Here is a 12,483-nt window from a genome sequence, read left to right as displayed (position 1 = left end):
GCCGCAATCCTCGGGCCTCAGCCCGAGGAGCGCGTCCATGCACGCGCGAGGAACCGGCGGCCGTCCCGGCCCACGCCGGCCACCGCGCCCCGGACGTACACGGGGCCGTCGCCCGGACGCTGCCCGCTCTCACGGCCCAGCGCCCCCACGCCCTGGCCGCCCTGCTGCGCCTGGCCGACGACCCGGTGGAGCACATCCGGACGAGCGCGCTGCACGGCCTGGCCCACTGCGACACCGACTCCCCGGCGCTGCGCGCCGTGCTGGCGGCCCGCCTCGCGGACCCTCACGTCGACGCCCGTCTGGAAGCCGCCGCCGCGCTGGCCCTGCGCGGCGACGCACCCGGCACGGCGACCCTGGAGGAGATCCGGGCCGGCCTGAGGAACCACCGCAGCCCGGGCGCCGGGCGCCGGGAAGACCTCCACTACCAGCTACGCGCCCGCACCTGCGGTGCACGAGCAGCACCGGTGCATGAGCGGATGCCGGTGCGTGAGCGGGTGCCGGTGTCCGGGCGGCACCTGGGCCCGGTCCCGGGGCCGTGTGCGGTGCCCGGTCCCGGGGCCGTGTGCAGTGCCCGGTCCCGGTGCGTGAGCGGGTGCCGGTGCGTGAGCAGCGCCGGTGCGTGAGCGGGTGCCGGTGTCCGGGCGGCACCTGGGCCCGGTCCCGGGGCCGTGTGCGGTGCCCGGTCCCGGTGCGTGAGCGGGTGCCGGTGCATGAGCAGCGCCGGTGCGTGAGCGGGTGCCGGTGCGTGAGCAGCGCCGGTGCGTGAGCGGGTGCCGGTGCGTGAGCAGCGCCGGTGCGTGAGCGGGTGCCGGTGCGTGAGCGGGCGCCGGTGCGTGAGCGGGTGCCGGTGTCCGGGCGGCACCTGGGCCCGGTCCCGGGGCCGTGTGCGGTGCCCGGTCCCGGTGCGTGAGCGGGTGCCGGTGCATGAGCAGCGCCGGTGCGTGAGCGGGTGCCGGTGCATGAGCAGCGCCGGTGCGTGAGCGGATGCCGGTGTCCGGGCGGCACCCGGGCCCGGGGCCGTGTGCGGTGGCCGGTCCCGGGTCAGCGGGTGGTGCTGCGGCGGCGCCCGCGTTGGGCGCGCCGGCCGGGGGGTGGGGTGGGGTCGGCGTTCCAGGCGGCGACGGGGTTGCCGAGCCAGCGGGTGGCGCCGGGGACGTTCTCGCCGCGCATGACGAGGGAGGCGGGGCCGACGCAGGCGCCGGCGCCCAGGGTGGCGTTGAGCAGGACGATGGAGTGCGGGCCGGTGGTGGAGCCGGCGCCGAGGTGCACGGGGCCCAGGCGCATGACGCGGTCGTGGAAGAGGTGGGTCTGCAGGACGGTGCCGCGGTTGACGCTGGCGCCGGCTTCGACGGTGACCAGATCGCTCTCGGGCAGCCAGTGGGTCTCGCACCACACGCCGCGCCCGATGCGGGCGCCGAGGCTGCGCAGCCACACGTTCAGGTAGGGGGTGCCGGTGAGGGTGTGGCCGCCGAAGGGCATGGCGAGTTCCTCGACGAAGGTGTCGTAGAGCTCGTTGCGCCACACGAAGGTGGACCACAGGGGGTGTTCGGCGGGGCGGAAGCGTCCGACCAGCAGCCATTTGGCGGCGGTGGTGAGGGCGCAGGCGATGACGGCGGCGCCGATGAGGACGAGGCCGGCGCCGGCCAGGGCGGTGCCCAGGCCGTAGGCGTCGCGCAGTTCCTGCAGGACGGCGAGGACGAGGTCGCCCAGGAGGGCGGCGAGGATGACGGGCAGCAGCCGGCACGCTTCGACGCCGGCACGCGCCCACATCAGGCGCCGGGGCGGGTTGTAGGTGCGGGCGTCGGCGCCGCTGTCGGCGACGCGGGGCAGGGCGAAGGCGGGACGGCCGAGCCAGGAGGAGCCTTCGGGGGCGCCCTGGGGGGCGTCGGACAGGACGCCGACGAGGCAGTTCGCGGGCAGGTGGCGGCCGGGGCCGACGATGCCGGAGTTGCCGACGAAGGAACGGCGTCCGATGTGGGCGGGGCCCAGACGCAGCCAGTTGCCGCGCAGTTCGTAGGGGGCGATGAGGGTGTCGTCGGCGAGGAAAGCGCCGTCGTCGACGTGCATGAGGCCGGGCAGGGCCAGGACGGTGGAGGCTTCGACACGCCGGCCGATGCGGGCGCCGAGCAGGCGCAGCCACACGGGGGTGAACAAGCCGGCGTAGAAGGGGAACAGGGTGCGGCGGGCGGTGTCGCTGAGGCGGCTGACGGCCCAGGCACAGAAGGCGACACGGCCGTCGGCGCGGTGGTGGCCGGGCGTCAGGGGCAGGGAGAACAGGCGCACGAGCAGCACTATGAGCGCGGCGTGGCACAGCAGGGTGAGAGCGGCGAGGGGAATGGTGGCGGGCAGGAGCTGCAGGAGGGCGTCGGCCAGGGTGCGGTCGGTGTCGATGAGGGGGTAGACGATGGCCAGGGCCGGCAGGGCGGAGATGACCGGGACGAGGCCCAGGAAGGCGAAAGCGGCACCGTAGGCGAGGTTCCAGGGATTGCGGGTACGCGCGGCAGGGGCGGGCTCGGCGGGCCAGCAGGCGCCGGGTCGGGCGGCGGGACGGGCCGGGGAGCCGTGCCAGTGCTCGCCGGCAGGGACGGTGGCGGTGACGCAGGAGCCCGGGGCGATCTCGGCGTGAGCGCCGATACGGGCGCCGGGCATGAGGGTGGCACGGTGGCCGATACGGGCGCCTTCACCGACGTCGATGCGGCCCAGGTGGAGAGTGTCACCATCGAGCCACCAGCCGGCGATGTCGGCTTCGGGTTCCAGACAGCTGCCGGCACCCAGGCGGGCGAGGCCGGTGACAGGAGGCAGAGTGTGCAGGCGCACGCCCTCCCCGACCCGGCAACCCAGAGCACGGGCATAGCGCACCGCCCAAGGGGTACCGGCGAGCGCCGCGGTAGCAAACAGCGCGGTGTAGCGTTCGGCAGCCCACAGACGCAGATGGACATGACCACCACGGGGATGACTGCCAGGGCGGATACCGGCAGTGAAAACGCGGGCGCCGGCAGCGGCGAGCAGGGTACGGCCGGGGGCACTGTAAAAGAGAACGAGACCGGCAGCAACGGGCCACCAGGAACTGTGCGGGGCCCAGGAAAGATGGTTACCGGTGAGATTGTCCAAAGCAATGAGCGCCAGAATCCAACGCAGCCCGGCAAGAGTAAACATGGCCAAGAGCAACAGACTCTGCCAGACCACGGCAGTACGCGGGATACCGCGCACCGGGCGCCACCGCACACCGGCAGCCGGGTCACCACGCCCAGCCCGCCCACCAGCAGTGCCAGCAGTGCCAGCCGTGCCGACAGTGCCGGCAGTGTCAGCGGTGCCGGCGGTGTCGCGGGTGTCGGCGGTGCCGCCGAGGCCGGGGCCGGCGGTGCCGGCAGTGTCGGGGGTGTCGGCGGTGTCGGGGGTGGTGGGGGGCGCGGTGGTGGGGGTGAGGGTGTCGAGATAGGCCGCGAGGTCAGCCAGGACCGGGTGGGCATACAGATCGGCGACAGAGACGCCACCGTGACGGGTACGCAGCTCCGAGACAAGACGGGCAGCGGTAAGGCTGGAACCACCGAGGACGAAGAAGTCATCACGGAGACCAGGCGCGCTACCCAGCAGCCGCTCCCACTGCGCGGCGAGCAGACCGGCAGTACCGCCGAAACCGGGACCGGCCGTTCCCGCGGTTCCCGCGGCGGTGGCGGTGCCGGGGGTGGTGGGGGGCGCGGTGGTGGGGGTGAGGGTGTCGAGATAGGCCGCGAGGTCAGCCAGGACCGGGTGGGCATACAGATCGGCGACAGAGACGCCACCGTGACGGGTACGCAGCTCCGAGACAAGACGGGCAGCGGTAAGGCTGGAACCACCGAGAACGAAGAAGTCATCACGGAGACCAGGCGCGCTACCCAGCAGCCGCTCCCACTGCGCGGCGAGCAGACCGGCAGTACCGCCGAAACCGGAACCGGCCGTTCCCGCGGATCCCGCGGCGGTGGCGGTGCCGGGGGTGTCGGGGGGCGCGGTGGTGGGGGGTGCGGTGGTGGGGGTGAGGGTGTCGAGATAGGCCGCGAGGTCAGCCAGGACCGGGTGGGCATACAGATCGGCGACAGAGACGCCACCGTGACGGGTACGCAGCTCCGAGACAAGACGGGCAGCGGTAAGGCTGGAACCACCGAGGACGAAGAAGTCATCACGGAGACCGGGCGCGCTACCCAGCAGCCGCTCCCACTGCGCGGCGAGCAGACCGGCAGTGCCGCCGAAACCGGGACCAGCCGTTCCCGCGGTTCCCGCGGCGGTGGCGGGGCCGGCGGTTCCCGCGGTGCCGCCGAGGCCGGGACCGGCCGTTCCCGCGGCTCCGCGGCGGTGGCGGTTCCGCCGAGGCCGGCCGTTCCCGCAGTTCCGGCGGTTCCGCCGAGGCCGGGACCGGCCGTTCCCGCAGTTCCGGCGGTTCCGCCGAGGCCGGGGCCGGCGGTTCCGGCAGTGCCGGCGGTTCCGCCGAGGCCGGGATCGGCCGTTCCCGCAGTGCCGGCGGTTCCGCCGAGGCCGGGATCGGCCGTTCCCGCAGTGCCGGCGGTGCCGCCGAGGCCGGGATCGGCCGTTCCCGCGGTGCCGTCGAGGCCGGTGCCGGTGGCGGTGGTGGTGGCGGCGGGGCCGGCGGCGGTGCCGGTGGCGTTGGTGGTGGTGGCGGGGCCGGTGGTGGTGGTCAGGGGCCAGGGCAGGGCGGCGCGGTCGACTTTGCCGGAGGTGCGGGTGGGCAGGGAGTCGACGAGGGCGAGGACCGGGACCAGCGGGGCGGGCAGCTGTTCGAGGAGGTGGCGGCGGGCGGCGGCGAGGTCGGGGTGGTGTGGGGGCGGGCGACGAGGTAGCCGACGAGCAGGTCGGCGCCGGCGGGGGTCTTGCGCACGGCGGCGGCCGCGGCCCGGATACCGGGCAGGGCCTGCAGGGCGGCGTCGATCTCGCCGAGCTCGATACGCCGGCCGCCGAGTTTGACCTGGTCGTCGGCACGGCCGAGGAAGACCAGGCCTTCGGGGTCGTTGCGCACCAGATCGCCGCTGCGGTAGACGCGCGGTGAGGACAGGGCAGGGTGGGCGCTGAACTTCTCGGCGTCCTTGACGGGGTCGAGGTAGCGGGCGGTACCGACGCCGGTGATCAGCAGTTCACCACTGCCGTACCAGGGCACAGGGTTTCCGGCCGGGTCCACGACGGCGATCTCCCAGCCGTCCAGAGGGACGCCGATGCGCACAGGACGGCCGGGCAACAGACGGGCGGCAGTGGCGACGACAGTGGTCTCGGTAGGACCGTAGGTATTCCAGAACTCGCGGCCGCCGATGGCCAGACGCTCGACGAGTTCGGCCGGGCAGGCTTCACCGCCGACAATGATCAGGCGCACCGCCTCCAGGCATTCCTGCGGCCACAAGGCGAGCAGGGTAGGAACGGTGGACACCGCCGTGATACGCCGCTCCACCAGCCAGGGGCCGAGATCGCTGCCGGCTTTGACGAGAGAGCGCGGGGCAGGCACAAGGCAGGCGCCGTGACGCCACGCCAGCCACATCTCCTCACACGAGGCATCGAAAGCCACCGACAAACCGGCCAGGACACGATCACCGGGACCCAAGGGGCGATGGCGCAGGAAAAGACGGGCCTCGGCATCGACGAAAGCAGCAGCGGCACGGTGAGTCACCGCGACACCCTTGGGACGGCCGGTCGTACCGGAAGTGAAGATGATCCAGGCATCGTCAGAGGGCGCAGGCCACGCCGGGCGCCCACCCGGGCGAGCGCACCCCGCATCCAGGACAGCGTCCGCGCCCAGGACAGCACACACACCGGCATCCCGCCAGATCATCTCCGCGCGCTCGTCGGGATCCTCGGCATCCACCGGAACGTAAGCAGCGCCGCAGCGCAACACGGCAAGGATCGCGACGTACAGGCCGGCCGTACCCGAAGGGATACGCACACCCACGCGGTCACCACAACCGATACCACGGGCGGCAAGCGAAGCGGCCAGGACATCGACCCGGCGGAGCAGAGCACGATAGTCCAGCACAGTGTCACCGGTATCGAGCGCGAGCGCATCGGGATGGGCGTCAGCAGTAGCAGCGATGACATCGAACAGGCTGCGCGGATGCGCGGGCCGCGACAACGGCCAGCCCGCCACCTGACCCGGATACGGGCGGTCCAACGTGCCCGGACCCGACAAGTCGTCACGTGCGTCCATCAGATGGGATTCCCTCGACTCCGGTCGTACCGACAGCACAGACAGACCATGACAACAAGCGGCACACGCGTCACCGGACGGCAAACGCGCCCACCCACCATGACCCCACCGGTCCTACACCGGACGCAGCCAGCACACGATCACAGACAATTCTCATGAATCTGCACCGAACAACCCCGACAACAGAACAAACCGAACACCACCCCGGGTACCGCCGATCAAACCCGCCGATGAAGCCCAAACACCCCACCACACGACACCACCCCAGCAAAACCGGGAGGGTGACGAACACCACCGCGCCCGACACCATACCGACCATCAGGGAACGACAACCCCACCAAGGAGCTCACGGGTGTGGGCTTCACGCTCCCCGGCCCCCGCGCGGACGCGGGCGCGGACACCAACACGGGGGCGGGCACGCAGGCGTGAGGCGGAACAGGCCCTGTCCCGGCGGGTAGGGGGGTGGGTGTCCGGTCGGTGGTCACCCGGTGGGGGTGGCGGGGCCGGGCAGTAGGATCGGCGGCGTTGCATTCCCGTACACCGCCGGTAGGAGGCTTTTCATGGCTCAGGTCACGCTGAAGGGGAACCCGGTCCAGGTCGGCGGCGCGCTGCCCGCCGCCGGCGCCCAGGCCCCCGCGTTCACGCTGGTCGGCGCCGGACTCGCGGACACCTCGCTCAAGGACTTCGCCGGACAGCGCAAGGTCCTCAACATCTTCCCCAGCATCGACACCCCCACCTGCGCCACCTCCGTGCGCACCTTCAACACCCAGGCCGCCGCCCTGGAGAACACCGTCGTGCTGTGCATCTCCGCCGACCTGCCCTTCGCCCAGGCCCGCTTCTGCGGCGCCGAGGGCCTGGACAACGTCAAGACCCTCTCCACCCTGCGCGGGCGCGACTTCCACGACACCTACGGCGTCGCCATCAACGACGGCCCCCTCGCCGGCCTCACCGCCCGCGCCGTCATCGTCCTCGACGAGAACGACACCGTCCTGCACACCGAACTCGTCCCCGAGATCGCCGACGAGCCCGACTACCAGGCCGCCCTCGCCGCCCTCAACTGACCCACCCCGCACCGACACCACAACGGCCCGCCCCCACACCACGGGAGCGGGCCGCCGTATTACCGGTCGGCGGCCGGTGAATGATTGTCAGGTCCTCGACATGGGAAGGGGGCGGGCCACAGGCCATTCACCCGGGAGGACGACACCCGTGCACCGCACTGCCGCCAGAACCACCACCGCGCTGCTCGCCGCCGCCCTGGCCGCGGCGCTCCTCGGCTCCGCCCCCGCCTGGGCCGCACCGGGCGACCGCGCGCCGACCGACCAGGCCGCCGACCTCGTGTCCGCCGCGGCGCCGCCGTCCGGGACGGCCACGCGTCCGGTGGAGGCCTTCGCCGAGGACGGCAGCATCTCCCGCGTCCAGGCCCCGGCCGTCTCACCCTTCCTCACCGTCCGCCCCCAGGGCGTGGCCCCGGTGCAGGGGGACGGCGACGTGACGCCGCTGGTCCGCAGCGGCGACCCGGCGACGAAGCTGGACGTGGTGGTGATCGGCGACGGCTACTCCGCGCAGGAGCAGGAGAAGTTCCGTACCGACGCGGCCGAGAAGTGGCGGGAGGTGACCGCCGTCGAGCCGTACGCGACGTACCGCGGGCTGTTCAACGTCTGGGCGGTGTCCGCCGTTTCGCCGGAGTCGGGGGTGACGGGGGATCCGGACCAGGCGACGGTGCGGCACACCGCGCTGGGCTCGTACTTCTGGTGCGACGGCGTGGAGCGCCTGCTCTGCGTGGACGAGAAGGCGGTCGAGCGGTACGCCGCCAAGGCCCCGCAGGCGGACCTGGTGCTCGTGGTGGCCAACAGCGCCAAGTACGGCGGCGCCGGCTACAACGACGTCAAGTCCCCGCTCGGCTACGAGGGCATCGCCACCGTGGCGGGCGGGAACGCGAAGTCCGGGCAGATCGCGGTGCACGAGACCGGCCACTCGCTGGGCAAGCTCGCCGACGAGTACGCCTACGACGGCCAGGGGACGTACCAGGGCGCGGAGCCGGCCGAGCCCAACATCAGTACGCTGACCGCCGACCGGATGCGGCAGCAGGGCAGCAAGTGGTCGCGCTGGCTCGGTCAGGCCTCCCCGGACGGTGGCACGGTCGGCACGTACGAGGGCGGCGGCTACTACCCGACCGGGCTGTACCGGCCGACCGAGAACTCGATCATGCGCTCGCTGGGGCGGGAGTTCAACCTGCCCGGGCGCGAGGCGATGATCGCCGGTTTCTACCGCCACGCCACCCCGCTCACCAGCCCGACCGCCGAGGGCAGTTGGCTCACCGGCGCCGACCGCCTGGCCGTCGACCTGCCCGTGCCCGGCACCCGGCTGCGCTGGTACCTGGACGGGCGCGAGCTGGTCGCACTGCGCGACCGCACCGCGCTGGAGCTCGCCGACCTCAAGCTGACCGGGCCCCGCTGGCGGCCGCACCTGCTCACCGCCGTCGCCACCGACCCCACTCCGGACGTGGCCGACCCGGCGCTGCGGACGAACCTGACCGCGAGCCTGACCTGGCCGGTGACGCGCCAGGCGGGCTGATCCCCCGTCGCACGTCGCGTCGGAGCGGTGAGGCGGGGTACGGCTCGGGCCCGGCAGCGGTTGTGCTGCCGGGCCCGAGCCGTACCCCACCGATGCGCAGCCACCGTGCCGCCGGCGCCCCGCCGGTGCGCCCGGTCAGTGCGGGCGGCGCTGCGACGGGACGACCGGCGGGCGGCGCCGCAGCGGCGCCAACTCGCGCTCCAGGGTGCGGACGTCCAGCGCGATGCGGGCCGCGATCTCCCGCGGGGTGGTGCCGAGGGGCATCCGGCGCGACCAGGAGCGGGGCTTGGCCGGGCCGTCCTGGACCATGTGGAAGTTGAGCCGCATCACGTCGGCCACGTCGACCAGGCTCACCAGGATCCGGGTGTCCGCGAGCTCGATGCTCACCTCGTTCCCGATGCAGGAGCAGGCCACCAGTCCCTCGATGTCCTCCTCGGCCAGGTACCTGGCCAGGGGGACCGCCCTTCCTCGGACCAGAAACGGACGTTCGACCGGATTCACCGGACCCGCCTCCTCCCCCAGCACGCGCAGGACGCCTCGGCCGCGGCGCATGCGCGCCGCGACGGACCGGGGCCCCCGCCCATGCTCCACCACATCCACGCCGGGCGCCAACTCGCTTTCTCGTCCGGTGAATTGGGTGAAGTCACCGACCCGGCGCACCGGCGCACGCCCCGGCGCACCCGGCCCGTGCCACTGGCCGGAAGCGGCCGCCCCGGTTCACGGAAGCGGCCGCCCCCCGGTTCGGCGCGGACGGCTACCGCAGGACGCCGCGCACGGCCTCCGGGTCCGTCGGGGCGAGCCCGGCCGGCGGCGCGGCCTTGGCGGTCGCCGGCGGCGGGGTCACGTACACCGGCGCCGGATCGGCTTCGGGCGCGCAGGTCTTGGCGATCCGCCCCTTGCCCTGGGGCAGGCTGCCGTCGCGCAGGTAGGCGGTGAAGGTGTCGTCCAGGCAGGCGTTGCCGTGGAAGAGGATCTCGTGGAAGCTGCCGCCGTTCTGGACGACGAGCCTGGAGCCCGGCAGCGCGTCGTGCATGGCGAGGCCGCCCTCGTACGGGGTGGCGGCGTCCTCGGTGGCCTGGAAGAGCAGCACGGGGGGGCAGGCCCTTACCGGTGATCTTCAGTCGGCCGGCCGGGTTGCCCTGGTACGGCCAGAACATGCAGGCGGCGTTGTACCACATGTTGTTGTAGGTGTAGAAGGGCGCGACGGCGTCGACCTTCGCCTGGTCCTTCTTCCAGACCTCCCAGTCGCGCGGCCAGGCGTTCTCGGTGCACTGCGCCGCGTTGTAGGCCGGGAAGGCGCCGTCGTCGGCGCCCGGGGCCGCGTACCGGTTGTAGGCGATGTTCAGCGGGCGGGTGTCGTGCTGGGTGACGTACGCGGAGAGGACGGTGGCCATCCGGGGCCAGCGCAGGAAGTTGTAGCCGCCGCCGTAGAAGGTGTCCTCGAACTCGGCCGGGCCGATCCTGCCGGGGGCGGGGGCGGCGTCGACCGGGTCCTTGCGCAGGGCGTCCTCGACCTGGTGGTAGGCCTGCTCCACGGCGGCGGCGTCGGTGCCCAGGTGGTAGACGGAATCGGCTTTGGCGGTCCAGGCGGCGAAGGCGTCGAAGCGGCGCTGGTGTTCCTTGTCCTGCAGGATGTTGTGGTCGTACCAGCTGATGGTCGGTCCGACGATGCTGTCCAGCACCATCCGGCGCACGTGCGAGGGGAACAGCTGGCCGTAGGTGGAGCCGAGCGAGGTGCCCCAGGAGCCGCCGTAGAAGTTGATCTTCGGGACTCCGAGCGCCCGGCGGATGCTGTCCATGTCGCGGGCGTTGTCGACGGTGCTCATGTGCGGCAGCAGCCAGGACCAGTCGGCCGCGCAGTCGGCGGCGTAGCCGGCTGCCTTCTTCAGCCAGACCTTGGAAGTGCCCTGGCTCACCTGGTAGTCGGGGCGCTCGCCGTCGAAGTAGTGGGCGTCGCAGACCACATGGGGGTCGCTGCCGTTGGTGCCGCGCGGGTCGAAGCCGATCCAGTCGTAGGTCGAGGCGACGTCCGCCGGGATCTGGCCGGAGATGTACGCGGGCATCCAGAGACCGGAGTCGCCGGGGCCGCCGGGGTTGAGCAGGATCGGCCCCTGCTGCTTGTCCTTGGGCGCGGTGGCGGGGAGCCGGTTCAGCTTGATGCTGATCTTCCGCCCGTGCGGGTCGGTGTAGTCGACCGGCACGTCGAGCATCGCGCACTGCAGCGCGGGGGCGGTGGCGTCGTTGCAGGAGCTCCAGACGAGCTTTCCCTGGCCGGTGTCCACCAGGTCGGTGGCGTCCGGCCCGGCGGCGGAGGCGGAGGTTCCGCCGAGGGCGGCGAGGGCCGTGACGGCCGCGAACAGGGCGGTGGCTTTTCTCATGGAGAGCATGATGTGACATGTGCAATGGCACATCCAGGGGGTCGACCGGAATTTACCAAGCTTTGACCGCTTCGATTCGACTGCCGGATCTGACTGATCATCAGACTTCTACCTCTCTGGGGAAGTTGGCCGTGCGCGTGCTCACGATCCGTGGCTAGCATCTGAAATGCATTCTGTTCGAGCGCTAATCGCCTGGGAGGGGCGGCGCCGGACGGACCCCGACAGGAGAGTTCATGCGCGTGTCCCACAAGCACGTCCACCCCGTGAGCGACCGCCCCACCGCGGCCGACCTCGCCCTGCCACCGGCGATGCCCTACCCCGACGGCTGGTCCGCACTCGCCTTCTCCGCCGAGCTGCCGCCCGGCACCGTCCTCACCCGCCAACTCGCCGGTGAGGACGTCGTGTTGTACCGGATGCGGAACGGCCGACTGCGGGCCATCCGCCCGTACTGCCCGCACCTGGGCGCCCACCTCGGCCTGGCGGCGGTGGAAGACGACGACCTGGTCTGCCCCTTCCACCGCTTCGCCTTCGACGCCGACGGCCACTGCGTGCGCACCGGATACGGCACCCCGCCGCCGAAGGCCGCCCTGGCACAGCTGCCGGTGCGCGAGGTGAACGAGGCGGTCCTCGTCTGGCGCCACCACGACGGCCGGGAACCGGACTGGGAGGTCCCGTCCTGGCACGTCCTCGACGACGGCCGGCAGCCACTGCGCCACGCCTCCTTCGAGATGCCCGGCTACGCCCAGGACGTCATGGAGAACTCCTTCGACCTGGGCCACTTCGTCACCCTGCACGGTTGGCCCCAGGGCGAGTTGGCGGCCCCGGTGGAATTCGACGGCACCAGCTTCCACATCTCGATGCGGGTGCAGGAGACCTTCCCGCTGCTCGGCCTGCGGCAGGTCGACGTCGAGGTCGACGGGTACGGCCTCACCGCGCTGCACACCGACGTCCGCACGCCCTCGCTCGGCCTGGAGATCTGCTCGCTGGTGATGGCCACCCAGGTCGCCCCCGGCCGGATGCAGCTGCGGCAGGCGAGCCGCTTCGTCATGCGCGAGCCGGCCGGCCTGCCCCCGGTCCTCGCCCGCACCGTCAGCCGCGCGGTCACCGCGATGCTGGCCGGGCCGATGTTCAAGCGCAACCTGGAATTCACCGCCGCCGACTTCCCGATCTGGTCCACCAAGAAGTACCTGTCGCCGCCCAGGCTCGCCCCCGGCGACGGGCCGATCGGCGCGATGCGGCACTGGGCCCGGCAGTTCTACCCTCCGGACCAGCAGGCGCACCTCCCGGCGCCCTCGGCCTCGCTCACGGGCGAGAGTCGCAGTCCCAGCGGCGTCGCGCGCGGCTGAG

At 72.7% G+C, this 12,483-nt stretch carries 7 protein-coding genes and 1 pseudogene; 3 read left to right on the top strand and 5 right to left on the bottom strand.

Going from position 1 to position 12,483, the window contains the following annotated elements; all coding sequences use genetic code 11:
* Window positions 1-17: 17 nt before the first annotated feature.
* The 3 genes and pseudogenes from CRP52_RS32895 to CRP52_RS32875 form a co-directional block, all read right to left on the bottom strand.
* Entirely contained in the window at window positions 18-422 is a 405-nt protein-coding gene (locus CRP52_RS32895; protein WP_097234527.1) for a hypothetical protein, read from the bottom strand.
* A 619-nt stretch (window positions 423-1,041) separates the two neighbouring features.
* A complete protein-coding gene (locus tag CRP52_RS32890; RefSeq protein WP_373560580.1) occupies window positions 1,042-4,209 on the bottom strand; it encodes a Pls/PosA family non-ribosomal peptide synthetase in 3,168 nt (1,055 codons plus the stop codon).
* 410 nt (window positions 4,210-4,619) lie between these two features.
* Window positions 4,620-6,181 (bottom strand): annotated as a pseudogene (locus tag CRP52_RS32875) (amino acid adenylation domain-containing protein); the annotation flags it as partial.
* A 560-nt stretch (window positions 6,182-6,741) separates the two neighbouring features.
* Here CRP52_RS32875 and tpx point away from each other — a divergent pair.
* Complete coding sequence (gene tpx / locus CRP52_RS32870; protein ID WP_097234559.1) at window positions 6,742-7,242, top strand: thiol peroxidase; 501 nt, start codon at window positions 6,742-6,744, stop codon at window positions 7,240-7,242.
* 148 nt (window positions 7,243-7,390) lie between these two features.
* Entirely contained in the window at window positions 7,391-8,758 is a 1,368-nt protein-coding gene (locus tag CRP52_RS32865; RefSeq protein WP_257032976.1) for a M64 family metallopeptidase, read from the top strand.
* A gap of 135 nt (window positions 8,759-8,893) precedes the next feature.
* Here the strand turns inward: CRP52_RS32865 and CRP52_RS32860 are convergent, their stop codons facing one another.
* Together CRP52_RS32860 and CRP52_RS41060 are read right to left on the bottom strand one after the other, a co-directional pair.
* Entirely contained in the window at window positions 8,894-9,259 is a 366-nt protein-coding gene (locus CRP52_RS32860; protein WP_143685881.1) for a hypothetical protein, read from the bottom strand.
* Window positions 9,256-11,136: an alpha/beta fold hydrolase gene (locus tag CRP52_RS41060; protein ID WP_441349058.1), complete on the bottom strand. Its 1,881-nt coding sequence runs from the start codon at window positions 11,134-11,136 to the stop codon at window positions 9,256-9,258. The genes CRP52_RS32860 and CRP52_RS41060 overlap by 4 nt, the downstream gene beginning before the upstream one ends.
* Before the next feature lie 233 nt (window positions 11,137-11,369).
* On the opposite strand from CRP52_RS41060, the gene CRP52_RS32850 reads away from it, so the two are divergent.
* Window positions 11,370-12,482, top strand: a complete 1,113-nt coding sequence (locus CRP52_RS32850) for a Rieske 2Fe-2S domain-containing protein (RefSeq protein WP_097239714.1) — start codon at window positions 11,370-11,372, stop codon at window positions 12,480-12,482.
* Window position 12,483: the final 1 nt, after the last annotated feature.

Source organism: Streptomyces sp. 1331.2 (genome assembly GCF_900199205.1).
In the GTDB taxonomy this organism is placed as follows: Bacteria; Actinomycetota; Actinomycetes; order Streptomycetales; family Streptomycetaceae; genus Kitasatospora.
Note: the sequence above shows the minus strand (reverse complement) of the source record. Positions and strands in the feature narration are given on the sequence as shown.

Excerpts from the sequence above, each read along its gene's own strand:
- tpx (WP_097234559.1), top strand. The coding sequence starts at position 6,742 with ATGGCTCAGGTCACGCTGAAGGGGAACCCGGTCCAGGTCGGCGGCGCG.
- CRP52_RS41060 (WP_441349058.1), bottom strand. The coding sequence starts at position 11,136 with ATGAGAAAAGCCACCGCCCTGTTCGCGGCCGTCACGGCCCTCGCCGCC.
- CRP52_RS32850 (WP_097239714.1), top strand. The coding sequence starts at position 11,370 with ATGCGCGTGTCCCACAAGCACGTCCACCCCGTGAGCGACCGCCCCACC.